Origin of the sequence: Xylophilus ampelinus (assembly GCF_003217575.1) — a bacterium.
Classification (GTDB): Bacteria; Pseudomonadota; Gammaproteobacteria; order Burkholderiales; family Burkholderiaceae_C; genus Xylophilus; species Xylophilus ampelinus.
This window is the reverse complement of sequence record NZ_QJTC01000012.1, coordinates 20,421-43,668: the sequence shown is the minus strand read 5'-3', so window position 1 is coordinate 43,668 and position 23,248 is coordinate 20,421. Positions and strand designations below refer to the sequence as shown.

Genomic DNA, 23,248 nt, shown 5'->3' with positions numbered 1-23,248 from the left:
TCTTCGTTATTGCGGCAGGGCGGTGGCGGGTGCGGCGGTGTTGTGCAGCACCGGCGAGCGGATCGCGCCGATGTGGCTGCGCAGCTCCAGCACGATGTCGGTGAATTCCTTGGTGTAGGTCAGCTCCAGCGGGCGCGGGCGGAGAAAGTCGATCTCGCGCTTGACGACGAAGCGGCCCGGGCTCTTGCTCATGACGTAGACCGTGTCGGCCAGGAACACGCTCTCGCGCAGGTCGTGGGTGACCAGGATGACGTTGAAGCCCTGCTCGGCCTGCAGGTCGCGCAGGATGCACCACAGCTCCTCGCGGGTGAAGGCGTCGAGCGCGCCGAAGGGCTCGTCGAGCAGCAGCATCTTCGGTTCGTGGATCAGGGCGCGGCAGATGCTGGCGCGCTGCTGCATGCCGCCCGACAGCTGCCACGGGAACTTGTCCTCGTAGCCACCCAGGCCCACTTTCCGCAGCAGCGCGCGGGCGCGCTCGACGTACTCCGCTTTCCGCTGCTTGAAGCTGGAGCGGAACGGCTCGACGATCTCGAGCGGCAGCAGCACGTTGTCGACCGTGGTGCGCCACGGCAGCAGCGACGGCGCCTGGAAGGCCATGCCCGAGATCTTCAGCGGCCCGGTCACCGGCTGGCCGTCGATCAGGATCTTGCCCATCGACGGCATGCGCAGCCCGGTGGTGAGCTTCATGAAGGTCGACTTGCCGCAGCCGGACGGCCCCACGATCGCGATGAACTCGCCGCGGCGCACCTGCAGGTCGATCGCCTCGACCGCGAAATGGTTGGCGCGCAGCAATTCCTCGTTGTAGGCGAGCCAGACGTCTCGGAAATAGACGAAGTGCGGTTCGGCGGCGGTGGGCATGCGTTTATGAATGAAATGAGGTTGCAGCCGGCATTCCGCGCCGACTACTAGCTATTAAAACGATAGCGCCGGGTGGGAGGACGTTCCACCGCCCGGTGCCTGGCCGGTCACTTGCGCGGCAGCACGTCGAGCTGAACGGCCGGCGGCAGGAAGCCGCCGTTCCAGACCGCTTCGGGGTTGACGCGGGTCTTGGTGGCGAAGGCGTCGGAGACCTGGGACGCCATCAGCGCCAGACGGCCGGCGTTGACTTGGCCGAAGCCTTCGGCGCGCGCATCGGGGCTGTCGATGACGGTGTCGATCGCCAGCTTCAGGCGGCGGGTTTCCAGCTCGCTGTTGACGATGCCGTCGCGGGCCTTGACGGTCTCGACCGCGGCGGCCGGGTTGGCCAGCACTTCCTTCGCGCCCTTGGCGAAAGCCGCGAGGAAAGCCTTCACCGCCTCGGGCTTTTCCTTCAGGAACTTGGGAGAGACGATGATGACGTTGCCGTAGAGCTTCACGCCGTAGTCGGGATAGGGCAACACCACCACGTCGGCGGCCTTCACGCCGCGGGCTTCCAGGTTCAGCAGCGAGGTGAAGGTGAAGCCGGTGATCGCGTCCACGTCGCCGCGCACCAGCATCGTCTCGCGCAGTGGCGGGTCCATCGCGGTCCACTGCACGGAGCCGACGTTGTTGGCCTTGGCGAAGATCGGGAACGCGCGGCGGCCGGCGTCGAACACCGGGGCACCGAGCTTCTTGCCGGCCAGGTCGGCCGGTTTGGCGATGCCCGACTTCTTCAGCGCCATCACCGAGGCCGGCGTGTTGTTGTAGACCATCATGACCGCGACCGGCTTGTTCGGCGCCTCGGGGTTGTTGGCATGAAACTCCATCAGCGAGGCCAGGTCGGCGAAGCCGATGTCGTAGCTGCCCGAGGCGACCCGCGTGACCGTGCCGCCCGAGCCGTTGCCCGCATCCACCGTCACGTCCAGGCCCGCCTGTTTGAAGTGGCCCTTGGCGACCGGCACCAGGAACAGGGCGGCCGGGCCTTCGAAACGCCAGTCCAGCTGGAACTTGACCGGCGTCGGCGTCTGGGCCTGGGCCTGAACGGTGCCGAGCGCCATCGCGGCCGCCACGGCGGCCATCTGGAAGGTGGAGCGGAGGAACGCGCGCTTGGTCATGGGTAAGGCTTCCGTGTAGAAAGTTACTGATATCTACACGGAGCAAAAACAGTGCCTGCGTCAACCGGGCCTGCACCGGCTCAAAGATCGTCGTGGTGCGCCGATGCACCGCGAGGGTGCCCGCCCCTGCACACGCCGGCCGCTTCGCCACGCTCCGCGAGGATGCGCGCGGCTGCGTTGTGCCTGCAGGGCGTCGCGACGCGTGCCTTCACCTACTGCTCGGTGTAGTGGTAGGTCAGCCCGCCGTCGACGAAGTGGGTGCTGCCGGTGATGTAGCCCGCGTCCTCGCTCGCCAGGAACGCCACCAGCCCGGCGACGTCCTCCGGCGTGCCCATCCGGCCCAGCGGAATTTGCGCTTCGAGCGCCTCGCGCTGCGCGGGGTTCTGCAGCAGCGCGGTGTTGATCGGCGTGGCGATCGCGCCGGGTGCGACGTTGTTGATCCGGATGCCCAGCGGCGCCAGCTCGGTCGCCAGGTTGCGGGTCAGCATCCGCAGCGCGCCCTTGCTGGCGCAGTAGGACGCGAAATGCGGAAACGCGATCTCCTCGTGTACCGAACTCATGTTGACGATGGCGCCGGGCTGCCGCACCGCGCGGCGGTGGCGTACGAAGGCCTGGGCTGCGAAGAAAACGCCCTTCAGGTTGACGTTCATCACCAGGTCGTAGTCTTCCTCGGTCACGTCCCAGAAATCGGCACGCTTTTCCAGGCCGGCGTTGTTCACCAGCAGGTCGAGCCCGCCCAGGGCCTCGACCGCGCGGTCGACCAGGTCGGAAGCGCCTTTCGCATCGCCGACGTCGGCGGCCAGGTAGACCGCTTTGCGGCCCAGCGCCTCGATCTGCGCGATCAGATCCTGCGGCGGCTTCTTCGGGTCGCGGCCGTTCAGCACGACATCCGCGCCGTCCTGCGCAAGTCGCAGGGCGCAGGCCGCGCCGATGCCTTGGGTGCTACCGGTGACGAGGGCTTTTTTTCCGGTGAGGCGTGACATGGAGGTCCTTGGGTGGGCGATGTGGAAGAAGCAGGTGCCGCTATAGCAGCACCGCGAGCAGCGCGGTCCAGCCGGTCTGGTGGCTGGCGCCCAGGCCGCGGCCGGTGTCGCCGTGGAAATATTCGTGGAACAGCAGCATGCCGTCGGTGGCCTGCTGCTCGCCGGGCGCGCCGCAGCCGGTGCGCTGGCCGCCGGGGCCGGGCAGGTAGAGCGACAGCAGCCGCGCCTGCAGGAAATCGGCGACGCCGCGAATCGACATCATCCGGCCCGAGCCGGTGGGGCACTCGACCCGAAAGTCGTCGCCGTAGTAGGAATGGAAGCGTCGCAGCGATTCGACGATCAGGTAGTTGAGCGGAATCCACACCGGCCCGCGCCAGTTGCTGTTGCCGCCGAACATGTCGTTGTCGCTTTCGGCCGGGGTGTAGTGCAGGCCGTAGTGGGTGTCGCCCAGCGCGTAGTCGAAGGCCCGATCGCCGTAGACCTTCGACACCGAACGGATGCCGTGCGGCGACAGGAATTCCTTCTCGTCGAGTACCCGGCGCAGCACCCGCTTCATGCGGTGGCCGCGTAGCAGGCTGAACAGGTGCAGGCTCTCGTGGCTGTTCTCCTGGCCGTTCGCGCCGTGCGCATGCGGCTCCTGCCAGTGGCTGACCAGCGCCGCCAGGTCGGGCCGTCTCTGCAGGAATGCCTGCAGGTGGTGGCGCAGCCGCCCCAGCTCGCGGACGCGGGCGGCGTCGAGCACCTCTACCGCCAGGAAGGGGACGAGGCCCGCCACGGTGCGCAGGCGCAGCCGGCTGCTGGCGCCGTCGGGCATTTTGACCTGGTCGTAGTAGAAGCCGTCTTCCTCGTCCCAGAGGCCGGCGCCCTCCACGCCGCCCATGTTGGCCATGGCGCCGGCGATGTAGAAGAAATGCTCGCCGAACTTGATCGCCAGGTCTTCGTAGACCGGGTCGTCCAGGGCCAGCTCCATCGCGATGCGCATCAGGTTGAGCGCGTACATCGCCATCCAGCTGGTGCCGTCGGCCTGCTCCAGCACGCCGCCGCCCGGCAGCGGCTGGCTGCGGTCGAAGACGCCCACGTTGTCCAGGCCCAGGAAGCCGCCCTGGAAGATGTTGTTGCCGCTGCTGTCCTGCCGGTTGACCCACCAGGTGAAGTTGAGCATCAGCCGGTGCAGCACGTGGCGCAGGAAGGCGGTGTCGGGCGTGCCGGTGATGGCGGCATCGGTCTGGTAGACCTTCCAGGCCGCCAGCGCCTGCACCGGTGGATTGGCCGCGCCGAAATTCCATTCGTAGGCCGGGATCTGGCCGTTGGGGTGCATGTAGCGGTCGTGCAGCAGCAGCGTGAGCTGGCGCTTGGCCAGCGCCGGATCGACCGGCGCCACCGCGATGGCATGAAAGGCCAGGTCCCACGATGCGAACCAGGGGTACTCCCACTTGTCGGGCATCAGCACGATGTCGTGCGCCCGCATGTGGCGCCAGCCGGCGTTGCGGCCTTTCTTGCGGGAGACCGGCAGGGAGGAGCATCCCGGTTCCCCGTCGAGCCAGTGTGAGACGTCGTAGACGTAGAACTGCTTGCTCCACAGCAGTCCGGCCCAGGCCTGGCGTTGAAGCGCGCGTTGTTCGGCGGTGTGGGCCGGGTCCTGGCGACGCGCGTAGAAGACATCCGCCCCTGCGTGCGCAACGGCCATCACGCGGTCGAAATCCGCGAAGGGCTGCGCGGCCGGCTCACGGGAGAGTCGCAGCCGCACCGACACGCTGCCGCCCGCGGGTACCTGCAGCGAGCACCAGGCGCAGGCCTTGCTGCCGCGCGGCTCGGCCGATACGGCGGCCGCATCGCCGTGCACCACCCGGTCGTGGAACGCGTCCTTGAAGCATCCGCGGGTGCCGGGCGGCGTGGGCCAGGACCGGGCACCGAGCGACTCGGCACGCGCGGCGTTCGTGGCGTTGTCGGTGAAGAGCCACTGCGGCGCCCCGCCGTCGCTCTGCACATGGCAGGTGTAGCGGCCCAGGGTCGGGTGCTGTGCGATCAGGCCGCCATCGGGTCCGGCCGACAGGCCCGCCGGCATATCGCCGTTGGCAGCGGGGTCGGCGCGGAACCAGAGCGTGGGCAGCAGGTGCAGCGGCGCGTCGTCCGGGCCGCGGTTGTGGGCGGTGTAGCGCAGCAGCAGGTCGTGCTCGCCGGCCTTGGCACACTCGATTTCCACGTCGAAGTAGCGGCCCTGGTCGAAGATGCCGGTGTCGGCCAGTTCGTACTCGGGCTCGGCCCGGCTGCGGCGCGCGTTCTCGGCGACCAGTTGCGCGTAGGGGAAAGCGGTCTGCGGATAGCGGTAGACCATCCGCATCCAGCGGTGGTCGGGCAGGTTGTCCAGGTACCAGTACTGCTCCTTCACATCCTCGCCGTGGTTGCCTTCGGCGTTCGACAGGCCGAAGAGCCGCTCCTTCAGGATCGGGTCCTGCCCGTTCCAGAGCGCCAGCGACAGGCACAGGCGCTGATGCTCGTCGCTGATGCCGCCGATGCCGTCCTCGCCCCAGCGGTAGGCCACGCTGCGGGCCATGTCGTGGGTGAGCGCTTCCCAGGCCTCGCCGTTCTCGCTGGCGTCTTCGCGTACCGTGCCCCACTGGCGCTCGGCCAGGTAGGGCCCCCACAGCATCCAGGGTGCGCCGTCGGTCAGGGGATCGGGGGAACTGGCGGCGTCGTCCTGCGCGGGGGTGGGGTCGTTCGGCATGGATCGGGCGGTTGGCGGTCGGTGAAGGGAACGGCACGGGCTGCGCGCCCCGCCATTCCCGACCATGGACCGCGCGGGATCAGGTCTGCGCAGAACCCGTCAGCGCCTTCGCCCCGGCCAGCGCCGTCATGTTGACGATGCGGCGCACGGTGGACGACGGCGTGAGGATGTGCACCGACGCGGCGGCGCCCAGCAGGATCGGGCCGATCGTCATGCCCTGGCCGCTGGTGGTCTTGAGCACGTTGAACAGGATGTTGGCCGCATCCAGATTGGGGCAGACCAGCACGTTGGCCGAGCCGGTCAGCGCGCTGTCGGCCAGGCCCGCGTTGCCCCGCACGGTCTCCGACAGGGCCGCATCGCCGTGCAGCTCGCCGTCGGATTCGATGTGCGGCGCCAACGCCCGGAAGCGCTCGTGCGCGGCCCGCATCTTGAGCGCCGACGGCCGGGTCGAGGTGCCGTAATTGGAATGCGACAGGAAGGCCACCTTCGGCGGCAGGCCGAAGCGCCGCACCTCTTCGGCCGCGGCCAGCGCGATGCGGGCCAGCTGCTCGGCGTCGGGCGCGTCGTTGATGTAGGTGTCGGCGATGAAGAGCGTGTGCTCGGGCAGCATCAGCGCGTTGAGGGCTGCGAACTCGTGCGCGCCCTCCTTCAGGCCGATCACGTCCTGCACATGCTGCAGGTGGTGGTCGTAGCGGCCGACCAGCCCGCAAAGCATCGCGTCGGCGTCGCCCAGCTGGACCATCAGCGCGGCGATCAGGGTGTTGCTGCGGCGCACGGCTGCCTTGGCGGCCTCGGGCGTGATGCCGTTGCGGCCCATCGCGCCGTGGTAGGCCTCCCAGTACTGGCGGAAACGCGGGTCGTCCTCGGGATCGACGCATTCGGCGTTGTGGCCCAGCCTGATCCGCAGGCCGGCCTTCAGCACCCGCGCCTCGATCACCGCGGGGCGGCCGATCAGGATCGGCCGGGCCAGCTGCTCGTCGATCACGACCTGTACCGCGCGCAGCACGCGCTCGTCCTCGCCCTCGGCATAGGCCACGCGCTGCGGCGCCACTTTGGCGGCGGCGAATACCGGCCGCATGAACATGCCGGTCTGGTAGACGAAGCGGGTCAGGTTCTCGCGGTAGGCGTCGAAGTCCTCGATCGGCCGGGTAGCCACGCCCGACGCCTGCGCGGCCCGGGCGACGGCGGGCGCGATCTTGAGGATCAGGCGCGCGTCGAACGGCGTAGGGATCAGGTAGTCGGGGCCGAAGACCAGCTCCTGGCCCGGGTAGGCGGCGGCCACCTCGTCGCTGGTCTCGGCCTTGGCCAGGTCGGCGATCTCGCGCACGCAGGCGAGCTTCATCGCCTCGGTGATCTTGGTGGCGCCGCAATCGAGCGCGCCGCGGAAGATGTAGGGGAAGCACAGGACGTTGTTGACCTGGTTCGGATAGTCCGACCGGCCGGTGGCGATGATGCAGTCGGGCCGCACCGCCTTGGCCAGCTCGGGCCGGATCTCGGGCTCGGGGTTGGCCAGCGCCAGGATGATCGGCTTGTCGGCCATGGTCTTGACCATCTCGGCGGTCAGCACGCCGGGGGCCGAGCAGCCGAGGAACACGTCGGCGCCGTTCACCACGTCGGCGAGGGTGCGGGCATCGGTCTTCTGGGCGTAGCGCTGCTTCGAGATGTCGAGGTTCGTGCGGCCGTCGTGGATCACGCCCTTGGAGTCGACCACGAAGATGTTCTCGCGCTTGACGCCCAGGCCGACCATCACGTCCAGGCAGGCGATGGCCGCGGCGCCGGCGCCCGATACCGCCACCTTCACCTCGCCGATCCGCTTGCCCACCAGCTCCAGGCCGTTGAGCAGCGCGGCCGACGAGATGATCGCGGTGCCGTGCTGGTCGTCGTGGAAGACCGGGATGTTGAGCCGCTCGCTCAGCTGCTTCTCGATGTAGAAGCACTCGGGCGCCTTGATGTCCTCGAGGTTGATGCCGCCGAGCGTCGGCTCCAGCGCGGCGATGATCTCGACCAGCTTGTCGGGGTCGCGCTCGGCCAGTTCGATGTCGAACACGTCGACGCCCGCGAACTTCTTGAACAGGCAGCCCTTGCCCTCCATCACCGGCTTGCCGGCCAGCGGGCCGATGTCGCCCAGGCCCAGCACCGCGGTGCCGTTGGTGATCACGCCGACCAGGTTGCCGCGCGATGTGTAGTCGTAGGCCAGCGACGGGTCGGCCTGTATGTCGAGGCAGGGATAGGCGACGCCGGGCGAATACGCCAGCGAGAGGTCGCGCTGGTTGGACAGGGGCTTCAAAGGCGTGACCGAGATCTTGCCGCGGACGGGGGTGCGGTGGTACTCGCGCGCGGCGTCGCGCAGGGCTTGTTCGGCGGGGGAGAGGGTCTGGGACATTGGAGGAGGGTTCCTGGATTCGGTGCCCCGGGTTTCGGGGGTTCGAGCTTAACTGCATCGCCGCCGCCGTACGCTCTAATGGGCGGTATCGTCGAGCCTGTACCCGTAGCCTCGCACTGTCTTGATCAGCCGGAGGGCGTGGCCTTCGTCCACCTTGGCGCGCAGGCGCCGTACGTAGACGTCCACCACATTGGTGAGCGGATCCTCGCTAGAGCCCCAGACGCGCGACAGGATCCGCTCGCGGCTGTGCACCCGGCCGGGCGCGGCCATCAACACCTCCAGGAAAGCGAGTTCTTTCGGCGTGAGCGCCAGCGGCTGCCCGGCACGGCTCGCCTGCATCCGCTCCCGGTCGAACACCAGGTCGGCCACCCGAAGCGCCGCGGGCCGTGGTGGCTGGGTGCGGCTGCGGCTGCGGCGCAGCAGCGCCTCCATGCGTGCCAGCAGTTCATCGAAGGCGAAAGGTTTGGTCAGGTAGTCGTCCGCGCCCAGTCGCAGGCCATGCACCTTGTCCTCCAGGTTGCCCATGGCGGTGAGCATCAGGATCGGCACCTGATGGCCCTCCGCGCGAAGCGTCCGGCACAGCTCCAGGCCCCCGATGCCGGGCAGCATCAGGTCGAGGATCAGCAACTGAAGATTGCCGGTGCGCGCGGCCTCCAGCCCCTCGGGGCCACTGCGGGCCAGTTGCACGCGGTAGCCTTCGGCCTGCAAGCCGCGCAACAGGAAATCGGCTACGCGGATATCGTCCTCGACCACCAGGATGCTCATGGTTCCACTTTCATGCGCTGCACGGTTTCTGCCTGCGGAAATGATTTTGCGATCGCCCGTGATGTGGCCTCGGAGCGTGTGATGCATGACACGCTCTAGGCATCGGCGTCGGATGCCGAAGGCACCGTGGCCGCGCCAGCCAGCGGCAGCACGATGTGCACGGCAGTTCCGGCATCCCGCTGGCTGGCGATGGAGATGGTGCCACCGTGGCCTGTCACGATCGCGTTCGCGATCGACAGGCCGATGCCGCTGCCGTCGGCGCGGTGGAGCCGGGCACGCCGCCCCCGCACGAAGCGTTCGAAGACGAGGGGCATTTCGTCGGTGTCGATCCCGATGCCCTCGTCCTGCACCGTGACGCGGGCTCTGTCGCCGTCGCGCGAGCACCGCACGCGTACGGTACCGCCCTCGTGCGAATACCGTTCCGCGTTGTCCAGGACCACCATCAAAGCGCGGCGCAGGCGGTCCTCGTCCGCATGCAGCCTGATGGAGGCAGACATCGCGTTCTCGGGGAACTCCAGGCAGACGCGTACTCTGCGTGCCGCTCCCAGCACGCCGGCCTGCTCGACTGCCTCTTGCACCAGGGGCAGCAACTCCACGGGGGCCGGCCGCAGGATCAGCTGGTCGGCATCGGCACGGGCGACCAGCATCAGATCGTCGACCACGTCCGAGAGCTGGCCCACGCCGTCGACGATGCGCGACAGCGTCTGCCGGTATTCGGCGACCGGCCGGTCGGCGCCGCGCAGGGCGATCTCGGCCTCGCCGCGGATCGCGGTGGCGGGGGTGCGCAGGTCGTGGCTCAGGTCGGCGAAGAGCTGGCGCCGGCGCTCGTCGATGCGCTGCAGCGTCTCGTGGGCCTGGCGCAGTTCGGCGGTGCGGTCCTGCACCGCGGCCTCGAGCTGCTGTCGGGTGGCGTCGGCGCGGGTGCGGTGCTGCTGCAGCTCGTCGGTCATGGCGTTGAACTGCTCGGCCACCTTGGCGAACTCGTCCTCGGATTCGATCCGCACCCGGTGGTCGAGCTGGCCGGCCTGCAGTTGCCGGATGCCGGTCATCAAACGGGCCAGCGGTTGCTGCAGGTGGCTGCCCAGCCAGCGCGCCATCACGATGGAGGCGAGCAGGGTGACAGCCGCCATGCCGATCGCCTGCATCCGCAAGGCGTCGAGCATGCTGGCGGTCACGGCCCGGGCGGCCGGCACCACCTGGCGCTGCCGCTTGATCGCGCTGTCGACCAGGTCGCGCAGATTGCGGACGCGGGCCGGGTTGAACACACCGTCCAGCTCCTGCCACACCGCGCCGAAGTCGGAGCCGGTGGTCAGCGGCGCCAGCTCCAGCAGCCGGTGCTGCATCGCCACGATGTCGTCGTCGAGCAGGTCGGCGATGGCCACCAGCCGCTGGCCGTCCGCGGGCGGCTCCACCATGGACTGGCCCGAGAGCTTCTCCAGCAGTTCCTGGTCGCGGCGCGCCAGGTCCTGCAGGGTGGTGGCGCTGGCACGCATCTGGGCCAGCAGCGCTATGCGGGTCTCGGGCGACGCTTCGGCCGCATTCATGAGGCGTTGCAAGGCCCAGACCCGCAGCCGCTGCTTGTTGGCCGACAGATCCACCAGCTCGGCCATGATGTCGCTCGCCAGCCGGCTGTGCTGCGCATAGTCGTAGACCCGCACCGATCCCATGTAGACGAAGGCGGCCTGCACGCACACCAGCGCGACCAGCAAGCCGAGGGCCATCGAGATCTTGAAGCGGAACATGGGTGGGGTCTTGCTGCCGCCGCTGCCGATGCGCCGCTCAGGCCAGCAGGTCGCGCAGGGCGCGTGCGATCACCTTGGTCGCCCGGCGCAGGTCGTCGAGATGCAGTCGCTCGTCGTTGCGCTTGGCGTGCGATTCGAGCACGGTGCGCGGGCCGGCGCCGTAGATCACCCCGGGGATGCCGGCCTCGGCGTACAGCCGCACGTCGGTGTAGAGCGGGGTGCCCCTCGCCGGGATCGGCTGGCCGAAGAGGGCCTGGCCGTGCTTCTGGATGGCCTCCACCAGCGGCGCGTTGCCGTGCAGCGGCCGCATGGCGTTGGCCAGCAGCAGGCGGCGGACGTCGACGGTGATGCCCGGCCGCGTGGCGGCCGCGTCGGCGATCAGCCGTCGGATCGTCGCCTCGACCTCGGCCGGGTGCTCCTCGGGAATTATCCGGCGGTCGAGCTTGAAGACCACCTTGCCGGGCACGACGTTGGTGTTGGTGCCGCCCTCGATCCGGCCGACGTTGAGGTAGGGGTGGGTGATGCCCTCGACCTGCGAACGCATCTGGCGGTAGGCCGCGTTCTGCGCATAGAGCGCATTCAGGATGGCGACCGCACCCTGCAGCGCGTCCACGCCGCTCGCGGGGATGGCGGCGTGGGCCATCTTGCCGTGCACCGTCACCTCCATCTGCAGGCATCCGTTGTGGGCGGTCACCACCTCGTAGGAGAAGCCGGCGGCGATCAGCAGGTCGGGCTTCGTCAGGCCCTGCTTCAGCAGCCAGCCGGGGCCGAGTTCGCCGCCGAACTCCTCGTCGTAGGTGAAGTGCAGCTCCACCCCGCCCTTGAGCGGCGCGCCCAGCGATTCCAGCGCCCGCACCGCGAAGCTGAAGCTCGCGAAATCGCCCTTGCTCACCGCGGTGGCCCGGCCGTAGACGGCGCCGCCGTCGATCTCGGCGCCGTAGGGATCGTGCGACCAGCCGTCGCCGGGCGGCACCACGTCGCCGTGGGCGTTGAGCGCGATGGTGCGGCCGCCGTCCGCGTACCGGCGGCGCACGACCAGGTTGGTGATCGATTCCATGCCGCAGGCCCGCACCTCGGCCTGCGGCACCGGATGGCGCTCGGCCTCGAAGCCGAAGGCCTTCAGCAGCGTGGCGGTGCGCTCGGCATGCGGCGCGTTGTGGCCGGGCGGCGTGTCGGTGGGCACCCGCACCAGTTCCTGCAGGAAGCGCACTTCTTCGTCGAAGTGGGCGTCGATCCAGGCGTCGAGGCGGTCGTAGTCGGTGGCGTGGGCGGAGTCGGTCATGGCGCAAGCCGCTGCGGCGCGCAGTGGCTGATTTAGGAATAAAAAGTGCCTGCAGCCGACGAATGGCGCCGACCTATAGCTATCAATACTATAGCAAAGCGTTGCGAATCAGGTCGCGACGGCGGCGGCGGTGTCGGTCTCCAGTCGGTCGAGCAGCCGCTGGAAAGCGCGCACCGCCAGGTCCATGTCCTCGCTGCTGCTGCTCTCCAGCGGGTTGTGGCTGATGCCGCCGTTCTCGCCGCGCACGAAGAGCATCGCCTGCGGCAGGATGCGGTGCAGCTTCATCGCGTCGTGGCCGGCGCCGCTGGGCATGCGGTGCAGCGGCACGCCCAGCGACTCGACCGCCGCCTCCCAGCGGGCCTGCCACTCGGGCGCGCTCGGTGCGGCGGCGGCGCGCTCGGTCTCTTCCAAGGTGAAGTGCACCCCGCGGCGGGCGCAGATCGCGGCCAGCATCGCCTGCACGTCGGCGGCCAGGGCGTCGCGCTGCGGGTCGTCGGGGGCGCGCATGTCGAGGGTGAAGCGGCAGCGGCCGGGCACCACGTTGAGCGAGCCGCCCGGCACCTCCAGGATGCCGATGGTGCCGACCGAATCGCCGTCGAGCGAGGCGCGCTGCTCCAGGTAGACGGCCAGCTCGGCCACCGCCGCGGCGGCGTCGCGCCGGCGGTCCATCGGGGTCGTGCCGGCGTGGCTGGCGGTGCCGATGACCTCGCAGACGCAGCGCACGCTGCCGTTGATCGAGGTGACGATGCCCAGCGGCAGGTTGAGTTCCGCCAGCACCGGCCCCTGCTCGATATGCACCTCGACGAAGCCCAGGTAGCGCGCCGCGTCGCGCCGCAGCGCGGCGATGGCCTCCAGCGTGGCGGGCAGGCCCGCCTGCTGCATCGCGGCGCGCATCGTGACGCCGTCGGCATCCTGCTGGTCGAGCCACTCGGGTTGGAAGTCGCCGGTGAGGGCGCCCGAGCCGAGGAAGGTCGCCTTGTAGCGCTGGCCTTCCTCCTCGGCGAAGCCCACCAGCTCGATCGCGAAGGGCAGGCGCCGGCCCTGGCGGTGCAGTTCGCGGATGCAGGCCAGCGGCACGAAGATGCCCAGCCGCCCGTCGTACTTGCCGCCGTTGCGCACCGTGTCGTAGTGCGATCCGGTCATCAGGGTGGGGGCCGTCGGGCCGGCGCCGGCCTCGTAGCGGCCGACGACGTTGCCGACCGCGTCGATGGCCACGCTGTCGCAGCCGCTCTCGCGCATCCATTCGGCGATGCGGCGGGCGCTGGCCCGGTGCGCCTCGGTGAGGTAGAGCACGGTGAGCTGGCCCTGCTCGGCGAAGCCCGGATCGCTGAACGCGGCCAGCGCCTCCTGCCAGTCCCACACCGCGTCGCCCAGCGTGGGCGCGGTGCCGAACTTGTCGGCGAGCCGGATCTCGGCGATGCGGTGGACGTTGCGCAGCGCCTCGTCGCGCTCGGCGTCGGGGTGGTGGCGCAGCCGGCGGGCGAAGGTGGCGATGATCTGCGCCTTGCCCAGCCCGGTGCCGCGCGGCCCGCGCACCGCCAGGATGAACGGGAAGCCGAAGCGCGCGTTGTAGTCGGCGTTGAGTTGCTGGATGCGGGCGAACTCCTCGGGCGTGCACTGCGTCAGCCCGGCGGCGCGCTGCTCGTGCGTCGATTCGGCGGTGAGCGACTGCGCCACCATCGCCTTGCCGGCCAACTCGGGGTGGGCGCGGATCAGCGCCAGCTGCGCCTCCGTCGGCGCGGCCGACACGGTGGCCGCCAGCGCATGCTTGAAATGCGCCACCGAGCGGAACGGCGCGGCGGCGGCGACGGTCTGCAGGACGATCCAGGGCGAGTGCTCGTACAGGCCGTCGAGCAGCACCGCCGCCTCGGCGGGCGACGCGGCATTGAGTTGGTCCAGGGTGACTGGCATATCAGGTGCCTTCCGTGCAGGGGTGCACCGCCTGCCAGTGGCGGGCGATGTCGATGCGGCGACAGATCCAGACGCGGTCGTGCTTCTGGATGTGGTCCAGGAATTTGTGCAGCGCGCCGATGCGTCCCGGCCGGCCGAGCAGCCGGCAGTGCATGCCGATGCTGAGCATCCGGGGCGTTTCGGCGCCTTCGGCGTACAGCGCGTCGAAGCTGTCGCGCAGGTAGGTGAAGAAGTCCTCGCCGTGGGCGAAGCCCTGGGGTAGTGAGAAGCGCATGTCGTTGGTGTCGAGCGTATAGGGCACCACCAGGCGCGGCACCACCGTGCCGTCGGTGCGCCGCACCTTCATCCAGAAGGGCAGGTCGTCGCCGTAGTAGTCGCTGTCGTAGGCCAGGCCGCCGTCGTCGGCCACCAGGCGGCGGGTGCGGGGGCTGTCGCGGCCGGTGTACCAGCCCTCGGGCCGCACGCCGGTCATCCGCGCGATGGTGTCGAGGGCCAGGCGCATGTGGGCGCGCTCCGTCTCTTCGTCCACGCCCTGGTAGTGGATCCAGCGCCAGCCGTGGCAGGCGATCTCGTGGCCCAGTTCCACGAAGGCGCGGGTCAGGTCCGGATGGCGCTGCAGGGCCATGCCGACGCCGAACACGGTGAGCGGCAGCCCGCGCTCCTCGAAGGCCCGCAGGATGCGCCAGACGCCGACGCGCGATCCGTACTCGTAGATGCCCTCCATGCTCATGTGCCGATCGGGGAAGGCCGGCGGGTTGAACATCTCGGAGAGGAACTGCTCCGACCCGGCGTCGCCGTGCAGCGTGGCGTTCTCGCCGCCTTCCTCGTAGTTGAGGACGAACTGCACCGCGATCCGCGCGCCGCCCGGCCACTGCGCCTGTGGTGGATGGCGGCCGTAGCCGACCAGGTCGCGCGGATAGACAAGGGTGGAGTCGTAAGCCGGGGAGGGCCGTGTCATGGGGTGCCTGGACAAGGAAAGGCGCTTAGGTTCATTTGCTCACGCTTGCAAAGCGCACTTGCAATTTTTTTGCATTGTTTATTCATTGTGTCAAATGACAATGCGCGGGCGCTGGTTTTGGCGGGCAATCCGTCGATATGCGCGGCAAGGCAGCGATTGCTGCGGTGCCGCATTTTGATGACCACTAAAAAAGGGATGATCATGGCAACGAAAAATTTCTTGAAAACATTTGTCCTGGGAAGCACTCTGTTGGCCGCCAGCCAATTTTCCTGGAGTTATGCCATCGACGCCGGAAGCGTTGTGGACGATAACGGGGCCCCCGTCCAACTCCGCGGCGTGAATTGGTTCGGTTTCGAAACTGGCACCCAGGTGGTGCATGGGCTGTGGGCCCGCAACTGGAAGGACGTCGTCACGCAGATCCAGGGACAGGGCTTCAACGCCGTGCGCCTGCCGTTCTGTCCGCAGACCCTGCGCGGCGGTGCGCCCAACAGCATCGACTACAGCCGCAACCCCGATCTGCAAGGCCTGAGCGCGTTGCAGGTGCTCGACAAGGTGGTCCAGGAGTTCAGCAGCCGCGGCATGTACGTGCTGCTCGACCACCACACCCCCGACTGCCAGAGCATCTCGGAACTCTGGTACACCTCCAACTACAGTGAACAGCAGTGGATCAGCGATCTGGTCTTCGTCGCGCAGCGTTACAAGAACCTGCCGGGCGTGATCGGCATCGACCTGAAGAACGAGCCCCATGGCCAGGCCACCTGGGGCGCCGGCAACGCCGCAACCGACTGGAACCGTGCGGCCGAGCGTGCGTCGGCCGAGGTGCTGAAGGTGGCACCCCGGTGGCTGATCGTGGTCGAAGGCGTGGTCGACAGCGCCAACTGCTCCAGCAGCGGCGGCCACTGGTGGGGCGGCAATATCGAGCCCCTGGCCTGCACGCCGCTCAACATCCCGGCCGACAGACTGCTGCTGGCGCCGCATGCCTACGGGCCCGACGTCTACGTGCAGTCGTACTTCAACGCGTCCGATTTCCCGAACAACATGCCGGCGATCTGGGAGCAGCACTTCGGCCGTTTCGTGCAGGCGGGCCAAGCGGTGCTGCTCGGCGAATTCGGCGGCAAGTACGGCCGCGGCGACGCACGGGACGTGCAGTGGCAGAACAAGCTGGTCGACTACCTGATCAGCAAGGGCATCCGCAGCGGCTTCTACTGGTCGTGGAATCCCAACAGCGGCGACACCGGCGGTCTGGTCGACGACGACTGGACCACGGTGCGAACCGACAAGATTGCGTTGCTGAAGCGGCTCTGGGGAAACGGCAGCGCTGCCCCCGCGCCGGCACCGGCCCCGGCCCCGGCCCCGGCCCCGGCCCCGGCCCCGGCGCCAGCACCTTCGCCCGCACCCTCGCCCGCACCCTCGCCCGCACCCTCGCCCGCACCTGCACCTGCACCTGCACCTGCACCTGCACCTGCACCTGCACCTGCACCTGGCACCGTCAGCTTCAGCGTCCAGGAAACGACGACCAGCGAATGGAACGCAGGCTACTGCGAGCGTGTACAGGTCACCAACACCGGGAGTGCCAGCGGCGACTGGAAGATCCAGCTGACGACACGTGGCACCGTCAATAACGTGTGGAACGCCGTCTGGACGCAATCGGGCAATCAGTTATCGGCCTCGGGCGTCGCATGGAACAAGACGCTGGCACCGAACGCGCAGGCCGAGTTCGGCTATTGCGCAGTGCGTTGATGCGCCGGGCCGGGGCGCATCGCCCCGGCCTGCGCTGCAACGCGGCGGTGGTTGTCAACGGACGTGGAACTGGATGCCCTGGTTGATGCCGCATCGGTAGGCCAGCACGGCCGAGCGCGCCTGGTAGCTGGGCAGATCGAAGACGAACATCGTGAAATCGATGCTGCGATCGGGGCGGACCTGGTAGCGCAGCAGTTGCTGGATCGGCTGGCCGTCACGGGCGACGGTGAAATGGGCATCGCTGAAGGAGAGCGTGCCGTCCTCCACGATCCGGTAGGCGCCGATGCGCAGGCCGCCGCGGGTCTGGGTGGGGCGCGCGCCGTCCTTGCCGGTGCACTGCGACAGGTCGATGGACACGGCGACATCGCCGCCGGCTGCCAGAGCCCGCTCTATATCGGCCAGCTGGTCGAGTCGCACTTGGGCCAGGGCCGGCAGGGCAAGCAGCGAAGACGAGAAGGCCAGAAGGAAAGCAGCGGTGCGTCGCATGGAGATCTCCCATTACGTGGATGGATGGAGGAATGCCCGACATCGGGTGCATGAAGAGCAGGTATTGGTGCCATCGAAGGCGCGGATCGGCGCTGTCCCGTGTGGAATCGATTTGTAAATCTCCGCACGCATGCGCGGCAGCCGCTTTCAGGGGAGCGACGCGACGGCCTGCATACACTGGGCGTCATTGCGCGCGAAGATGATGCCGCGCCGCGTTCGCCCGTCCCCACAGCCGAAGGAAGTGCCCATGGGCCTCAGCACCCACGTTCTCGACACGATGCACGGCAGCCCCGCCGCGGGCATGGCCGTCACCTTCTACGCCACCCACGGCGACGCGGCCACGCTGCTGCAGCGCATGGTGCTCAACCACGACGGCCGCACCGATGCGCCGCTGTTCGACCACGCAAGCCTGCGCACCGGCACCTACCGGTTGTCCTTCGACGTGGCGGGTTATTTCCGCAGCCGCGGCGTGAGGCTGCCCGAGCCGAACTTCCTGAGCGTGGTGAGCATCGATTTCGGCATCGCCCATGCCGACCGGCACTACCACGTGCCGCTGCTGGTGAGCCCCTGGTCCTATTCCACCTACCGCGGCAGCTGATGTCGCCGGGCAGCGCCTAGTTCTGCCCTTCGGTGAGGGTGTCGAGCTGGAACCTGCCGCTCTTGTCCCAGAGCCAGGTGTCGGTGTAGACCACCTTGCCGAGGCGTACCGGCGCAGGGAAGGGCGCCGCGGCGCGCACGGTGCGCTCGATCTCGGCGATCACCTCGGGCGCATGGCGTGGGGCGCGCATCCATTCGAGCTTGCCGACCTTGCCGGCCGCGTCGATGTGGACCTGCAGGGTGCCGATCGCATAGAGCAGCGGCGGCAGCTTGCCCTTGTAGATGCGCTGCGCGTTCAGGCCGTAGAGGTGGGTGGCGCCGTCCTGCCGGTAGGCGCGCGGCGTGGCGGCCGACGAGGCGCGGGCCGATCCCTGATCGCCCGGCACCGGGCCGCTGGCCACCGGCGGCGCGGCGGGATCGGGCGTCTTCGGCCGCGACGGTGCGGGCGTGTCGGTGCCCGACCTGCAGGATGCGACGATGGCGGCTGCGGCCGACAGCAGCACGGCCACGATCCAGGGGCGGCGGGGCGGTTCAGGCGGCATGGGTGACGGCCCTCGGGTCAGAATGCGAACAAAGGAAATACGCGACGTGGACATCTTGAGTGCCCTGCTGCAGCGCCTGCCGCGGGCCGCGGCGGTGCTGGTGTCGGTGGAGTCTACCCAAGGGTCGGTGCCGCGCGGCGCCGGCACCTGGATGGCGGTGTTCGCCGATGCGTTGGTCGGCACCATCGGCGGCGGCCGGCTCGAGTTCGACGCGGTGGCCGAGGCGCGGCTGCGGCTGGCCGGGCAGGGCGGCACGGAGCCGGTACGGCGCTATCCGCTGGGCCCGTCGCTCGGCCAGTGCTGCGGCGGCGTGGTGTATCTGCGCTTCGAGCCGGTGGGCGCGGCCGATGGGGCGGCGCTGCGCGCGCGGCTGTCGGCGGCACGCAGCCCGGTGGCGCTCTTCGGCGGCGGCCATGTCGGCGCCGCGCTGGCCCGTGTGCTGACGCCGCTGCCCTTCGCGCTCACCTGGATCGACAGCCGCGACGGCATCTTTCCGCCCGACGCGGCGGCCGATGCCACCTGCGAGCATTCCGATCCGGTGCAGGCGGCGGTGCCCGGGCTGGCCGCCGGCTCGCGGGTGCTGGTGATGAGCTTCAGCCATGCGGAAGACCTCGACATCGTCGCCGCCTGCCTGCGGCGCCGGCGGAGCCACGGCGACCTGCCGTTCCTGGGCCTGATCGGCAGCCGCAGCAAGTGGGCGACCTTCCGCCGCCGGCTGGAGGCGCGCGGTTTCGCGCCGGCCGAGCTGGATGCGGTCGTCTGCCCGATCGGCCTGCCCGGCATCGCCGGCAAGGCGCCGGAGGTGATCGCCGTGGCGGTGGCGGCACAGTTGTTGCAAACCCTGGGCTCGCAGGGCGGGTCCTGACGCGCTGCCCCACCCGGCGGCCTGCGAATTGCATACACTTGCCGGCACAGGTCGCAGCGGAGCGGGGGACGGCGACACGTCCCGGGTTCGCGGCCATTTCTGCTCAGAGCGCCCGCAGTGGTGAGCAGCGTGCCACTCGCAGACCGCGTCCTCCGCGCGGCGTTCCAGACACATGGAAAGCTATCTTCTCGACTGGGTCAACCTGCTGCTGCGCTGGGTTCACGTCATCACCGCCATCGCCTGGGTGGGCTCGTCGTTCTACTTCGTCTTCCTGGACAGCAGCCTCACGCCGCCCCAGGACGAAGACCTGAGGCGCCAGGGCGCCACCGGAGAGCTGTGGGCGGTGCATGGCGGCGGCTTCTACCACCCGGTGAAGTTCGCGGTGAAGCCGCCGCAGCTGCCGCCGCACCTGCACTGGTTTTTCTGGGAGAGCTACAGCACCTGGATATCGGGCTTCGCGCTGTTTTCCGTCTCCTACATCTGGAACGCCAGCGCCTACCTGGTCGACACATCGAAGATGGACTGGTCGCCCGGCGCGGCGGTAGCGGTGGCGCTGTCGTTCTTCATAGTGTTCTGGATGCTCTACGACGCCATCTGCCAGCTCTTCGGCCGCCGCAGGAACGGCGACGCCATCGTCGGCGCGCTGACCCCGGTGCTGGTCTGCGCCGCGGCCTGGCTGGCCTGCCGCTGGTTCGCCGGCCGCGCGGCCTTTTTGCTGGTGGGCGCTACGATCGCCACCAGCATGAGCGCCAACGTGTTCTTCTGGATCATCCCGGGCCAGAAGAAGGTGATCGCCGCGATCGAGGCCGGCCAGCCGGTCGACCCGGTGCACGGCTGGCGCGGCAAGCAGCGCAGCGTGCACAACACCTACTTCACCCTGCCGGTGCTGTTCGCAATGCTCAGCAACCACTACAGCTTCACCTACACCCATCCGCAGAACTGGCTGGTGCTGATCGCGATGATGTTCGCCGGCGCGGCGATCCGCCAGTTCTTCGTGCTGCGCCACGGCTGGAAGCTGGGCCGCAACCGGCATCCGCTGCCCTGGGCGCTGGTGGGCGTGGCCGTGATCGCCGCCACCATCTTTGCGCTGCGCCCCGCGCCGGTTGCTACTATTTCTGTAGCTGGAGGTCGGCGTGCAGAGCCGGCTGCACCGGTTTTCTATGCCGAAGTGAAGACGGTGCTGGAGCAGCGCTGCTACAGGTGCCACGGCGCCGACATGCAGATGAAGAACGTGCGCCTCGACTCGCCCGAGCAGCTGAAGGCCCATGCCCAGGGCGTCTACCAGCAGGCGGTGGTGACCCGGACCATGCCGCTGAACAACGCTACCGGCATCACCGAGGCCGAGCGCGCCTTGCTCGGCCGCTGGTTCCAGGCCGGCGCGCCGGTGCGGTAGCCGCCCGGTCGGTGCGGCCGGCGGGGCGCCGGGCGATGCCGCGGCTATCGGCCGCCGAGATACGGCTCGCGCTCCGTCGGCGTCGCGGCGGCCCGCGGCGCCTCCGGCGTCCGCACCAGGACCGGCTGCCGCGCCAACCTGGCGTCGTGCTTGGCCGGCGCGGCCAGGCTGGCCACCTCGTCCGCATGGCGGAACTGGCCACCGCGCGCCGCCTCCACGCCGATCGGGCGCGTGGTGCACGGGTAGAAGAAGCGCGGCTGGCCGTCGCGGTTATCTCCGTGGATGCCGCCGTGCGCGCGGGCGGCCGGCGCCGCGGTCACCGTGCGCACCTGCTGCTCGCCGATGCCCATGCCCGTGTACCGGCCGTCGGCGGTGAAGCCGTCGCTCAGATAACGCCGGTCGTGCGAGGGGAGGATCGCGGCCAGCGCGTCGATATCGTCCTCGATGTCGACGATCCGCGGAAAGCCGCGCAGCATGCCCGGCCGCATCGGCGGCCGCTGGCGCAGCGGCACCCGCGATGGCGTCTCGCCCAGCACGGTGCGGGCGGCCTGCGCCACCTGCTGGCGCGGCAGCGGGGCCGGCCGGCCCATCAGGTAGCCCTGGCCGCAGGGAATGCGCAGCTCGCGCAGCAAACGCAGATCGGCCGCCGTCTCGATGCCCTCGGCCACCAGCTGGGTGCCGAACGCCTCGGCTACGCCCAGCAGCGCCTGCGTCAGCCGCAGGTTCTCGGGCCCGTCGCTGCCGTGCAGCGCGCGGATGAAACACTTGTCGAGCTTCACGAATTCGGGCCGCAGCTCCGACCGGAGAAGGCTGGAGCGCCCGTCGCCGAAGTCGTCCAGCGCCAGCCCCACCCCGCCGGCCCGCAGCAGCCATACCGCGTCGCGCAGCGCCTCCTTGTCGGCCATCCGCTCGTGCTCGGTCAGCTCCAGCACCAGCATGCGCGGGTCGATTTTCAGCCGCTGCAGATGCGCCAGCAGCGCCGCCGCGCCATGGCGGCGCAGCGCCTGCACCAGCGCATCGGCGCCGATGTGGAGAAACAGCCGCCCGCTGCCCTGCGCCCGGTGCCAGTCGGCCAGTGCCGTCTCCAGGCACAGCAGCTCGAACATCGCCAGCACGCCTGCGCCGCGGGCCAGCGCCAGCAGTGCATCGGGCGTGTGCAGAGGCGTGTTGACCGGCCCACGGACCAGCGCCTCGTGCCCGAAGATGGTGCCCTCGTGCAGATCGACCAGCGGCTGGAAGAGTACGTTGAGCTGGCGATAGCGCATCAGCCGCGCCAGCGTGCGCAGATCGCGGCGGCGCTGCGCGAAGGTGAAGGCCGCAGGACGCGCGGCGGCGGGGAGGGCGGTAAGGACGGGCATGTCCCGCCCATCCTGCCGGTCGGCCGTGACGCGGCCATGACGATTTACCCGGTTTCAAAGGCCGCGATGCACCGGCGGGTGCAGGGTATTGCAGGGTGCGGCGCCACGGCCGGACCGGCAGAATGCGGCACCTGCCGCCATTCGTCCACCGCCGCCGAGCCCCGCCCCATGACGCCTTCCACCGCCGATCCCCGCGCCTTCCTGCAGCATCTCTTCGACGTGGCGGTGCGCCGCGCCCAGCCGATCCACACCCTCGGTCCCTTTCTGCCGTCACCGCCCAAGGGCCGCACGGTCGTGGTCGGCGCCGGCAAGGCCGGCGGCGCGATGGCGCAGGCGCTGGAGGCGCTGTGGCCGGCCGATGCGCCGCTGGAGGGCCTGGTTGTCACCCGCTACCACCACATTCCGCCGCGCCCCCCCGGGCTGCCGCGGCGCATCGCACTCGTCGAGGCCGCCCACCCGGTGCCCGACGCCGCCGGCCTGGCCGCCGCCGAGCGCATGCTGCAGATGGTTCAGGATTTGACCGCCGACGACCTGGTGTTGTGCCTGATCTCCGGCGGCGGATCGGCGCTGCTCACGCTGCCGGCCGAGGGCCTGACGCTGCAAGACAAGCAGCGCATCAACCGCGCCCTGCTGGAATCGGGCGCCCACATCGGCGAGATGAACTGCGTGCGCAAGCATCTGTCCCGCATCAAGGGCGGCCGCCTGGCCGCCGCCTGCGCGCCGGCCCGGGTCGTGACCCTGGCGATCAGCGACGTGCCGGGCGACGATCCGTCGGTCATCGCCAGCGGCCCCACCGTGCCGGATGCCAGCAGCTGCGCCGAAGCGCTCGACATCCTGGCCCGCTATGGGATCGACATCCCCTCCGCCGTGCGCACCCGGCTGGAAACCGGCGCCCTCGAAACCCCCAAGCCCGGTGCTCCGGCCTTCGACGGCCAAACGGTCCGGCTGATCGCCGCCCCCCGCCAATCGCTTGAAGCCGCAGCCGAAGCCGCCCGCGCCGCGGGCCTGCCCGCTTATATCCTCAGCGACGAGATCGAAGGCGAATCCCGCGAGGTCGGCAAGGTCCACGCCGCCCTGGCCCGTGCCGTCGCCCGCCACGGCCAGCCCTTCGCGAAACCCTGCGTGATCCTCTCCGGCGGCGAGACGACCGTCACCGTGCGGCCCCGCGCAGAGGGTGCCGCCAAGGGCCGGGGCGGGCGGGCAGGGGAGTTCTGCCTGGGCTTGGCGCAGGCGCTGCAAGGCGAAGCGAATGTCTGGGCGCTGGCCGCGGATACCGACGGCATCGACGGAGTGGAGGACAACGCGGGGGCCTTCGTCGTGCCGGATACGCTGGAGCGGAGTGCCGCGGCGGGCTGCAAGATTGCCGATTATTTGCAGCGCAACGATGCCTATGGGTATTTCGAGTCAGTGGAGGATTTGCTGGTGACGGGGCCGACGAATACCAATGTGAACGATTTTCGGGCGGTGCTGGTGTTGTGAGCTTCTTGCGGAGGCCGAGTACAGACC

The 23,248-nt window shown here is 69.5% G+C and carries 19 protein-coding genes; 5 read left to right on the top strand and 14 right to left on the bottom strand.

Annotated elements, in window-relative coordinates; genetic code table 11:
- Positions 1 to 6: 6 nt before the first annotated feature.
- From DFQ15_RS09390 to DFQ15_RS17105, 11 genes are all read right to left on the bottom strand, one after another.
- Complete coding sequence (locus DFQ15_RS09390; protein WP_110465737.1) at positions 7 to 858, bottom strand: ABC transporter ATP-binding protein; 852 nt, start codon at positions 856 to 858, stop codon at positions 7 to 9.
- Positions 859 to 965: 107 nt separating this feature from the next.
- Positions 966 to 2,012 (bottom strand): ABC transporter substrate-binding protein, encoded by a 1,047-nt coding sequence (locus DFQ15_RS09385; RefSeq protein ID WP_110465736.1) that lies wholly within the window; start codon positions 2,010 to 2,012, stop codon positions 966 to 968.
- 212 nt (positions 2,013 to 2,224) lie between these two features.
- A complete protein-coding gene (locus tag DFQ15_RS09380) occupies positions 2,225 to 2,995 on the bottom strand; it encodes an SDR family NAD(P)-dependent oxidoreductase (RefSeq protein WP_110465735.1) in 771 nt (256 codons plus the stop codon).
- Positions 2,996 to 3,035: 40 nt separating this feature from the next.
- Positions 3,036 to 5,720: an MGH1-like glycoside hydrolase domain-containing protein gene (locus DFQ15_RS09375; protein WP_110465734.1), complete on the bottom strand. Its 2,685-nt coding sequence runs from the start codon at positions 5,718 to 5,720 to the stop codon at positions 3,036 to 3,038.
- Between the two features lie 79 nt (positions 5,721 to 5,799).
- Positions 5,800 to 8,103 (bottom strand): NADP-dependent malic enzyme, encoded by a 2,304-nt coding sequence (locus DFQ15_RS09370; RefSeq protein WP_110465733.1) that lies wholly within the window; start codon positions 8,101 to 8,103, stop codon positions 5,800 to 5,802.
- Between the two features lie 75 nt (positions 8,104 to 8,178).
- A complete protein-coding gene (locus DFQ15_RS09365; protein ID WP_110465732.1) occupies positions 8,179 to 8,868 on the bottom strand; it encodes a response regulator transcription factor in 690 nt (229 codons plus the stop codon).
- Between the two features lie 95 nt (positions 8,869 to 8,963).
- A complete protein-coding gene (locus tag DFQ15_RS09360) occupies positions 8,964 to 10,610 on the bottom strand; it encodes a sensor histidine kinase (protein WP_110465731.1) in 1,647 nt (548 codons plus the stop codon).
- A gap of 37 nt (positions 10,611 to 10,647) precedes the next feature.
- Entirely contained in the window at positions 10,648 to 11,892 is a 1,245-nt protein-coding gene (locus DFQ15_RS09355; RefSeq protein ID WP_110465730.1) for a M20 family metallopeptidase, read from the bottom strand.
- Positions 11,893 to 12,000: 108 nt separating this feature from the next.
- A complete protein-coding gene (uraD, locus tag DFQ15_RS09350) occupies positions 12,001 to 13,803 on the bottom strand; it encodes a 2-oxo-4-hydroxy-4-carboxy-5-ureidoimidazoline decarboxylase (RefSeq protein ID WP_110465729.1) in 1,803 nt (600 codons plus the stop codon).
- 1 nt (position 13,804) lies between these two features.
- Positions 13,805 to 14,761: an allantoinase PuuE gene (gene puuE, locus DFQ15_RS09345; RefSeq protein ID WP_110465728.1), complete on the bottom strand. Its 957-nt coding sequence runs from the start codon at positions 14,759 to 14,761 to the stop codon at positions 13,805 to 13,807.
- Positions 14,758 to 14,964 (bottom strand): hypothetical protein, encoded by a 207-nt coding sequence (locus DFQ15_RS17105; protein ID WP_146228710.1) that lies wholly within the window; start codon positions 14,962 to 14,964, stop codon positions 14,758 to 14,760. Before DFQ15_RS17105 ends, puuE begins: the two co-directional genes overlap by 4 nt.
- A 133-nt stretch (positions 14,965 to 15,097) precedes the next feature.
- On the opposite strand from DFQ15_RS17105, the gene DFQ15_RS09340 reads away from it, so the two are divergent.
- Positions 15,098 to 16,501: a cellulase family glycosylhydrolase gene (locus DFQ15_RS09340; RefSeq protein WP_233504385.1), complete on the top strand. Its 1,404-nt coding sequence runs from the start codon at positions 15,098 to 15,100 to the stop codon at positions 16,499 to 16,501.
- A gap of 54 nt (positions 16,502 to 16,555) precedes the next feature.
- Here the strand turns inward: DFQ15_RS09340 and DFQ15_RS09335 are convergent, their stop codons facing one another.
- Positions 16,556 to 16,987, bottom strand: a complete 432-nt coding sequence (locus DFQ15_RS09335; protein WP_110465726.1) for a VirK family protein — start codon at positions 16,985 to 16,987, stop codon at positions 16,556 to 16,558.
- Positions 16,988 to 17,234: 247 nt separating this feature from the next.
- Here DFQ15_RS09335 and uraH point away from each other — a divergent pair, with 247 nt between their 5' ends.
- Complete coding sequence (gene uraH / locus DFQ15_RS09330) at positions 17,235 to 17,585, top strand: hydroxyisourate hydrolase (protein WP_110465725.1); 351 nt, start codon at positions 17,235 to 17,237, stop codon at positions 17,583 to 17,585.
- A 16-nt stretch (positions 17,586 to 17,601) separates the two neighbouring features.
- Here the strand turns inward: uraH and DFQ15_RS09325 are convergent, their stop codons facing one another.
- Complete coding sequence (locus tag DFQ15_RS09325; protein WP_110465724.1) at positions 17,602 to 18,126, bottom strand: hypothetical protein; 525 nt, start codon at positions 18,124 to 18,126, stop codon at positions 17,602 to 17,604.
- A 46-nt stretch (positions 18,127 to 18,172) separates the two neighbouring features.
- Here DFQ15_RS09325 and xdhC point away from each other — a divergent pair, with 46 nt between their 5' ends.
- Entirely contained in the window at positions 18,173 to 18,991 is an 819-nt protein-coding gene (gene xdhC / locus DFQ15_RS09320; RefSeq protein ID WP_374941018.1) for a xanthine dehydrogenase accessory protein XdhC, read from the top strand.
- 172 nt (positions 18,992 to 19,163) lie between these two features.
- The gene (locus DFQ15_RS09315) at positions 19,164 to 20,384 is read left to right on the top strand and encodes a urate hydroxylase PuuD (RefSeq protein ID WP_110465722.1); all 1,221 of its coding nucleotides are present in this window, start codon (positions 19,164 to 19,166) and stop codon (positions 20,382 to 20,384) included.
- Between the two features lie 44 nt (positions 20,385 to 20,428).
- On the opposite strand, the gene DFQ15_RS09310 is transcribed toward DFQ15_RS09315, so the two are convergent.
- The gene (locus DFQ15_RS09310) at positions 20,429 to 21,742 is read right to left on the bottom strand and encodes an EAL domain-containing protein (RefSeq protein ID WP_110465721.1); all 1,314 of its coding nucleotides are present in this window, start codon (positions 21,740 to 21,742) and stop codon (positions 20,429 to 20,431) included.
- Positions 21,743 to 21,910: 168 nt separating this feature from the next.
- On the opposite strand from DFQ15_RS09310, the gene DFQ15_RS09305 reads away from it, so the two are divergent.
- Positions 21,911 to 23,221 (top strand): glycerate kinase type-2 family protein, encoded by a 1,311-nt coding sequence (locus DFQ15_RS09305; RefSeq protein ID WP_110465720.1) that lies wholly within the window; start codon positions 21,911 to 21,913, stop codon positions 23,219 to 23,221.
- Positions 23,222 to 23,248 lie beyond the last annotated feature (27 nt).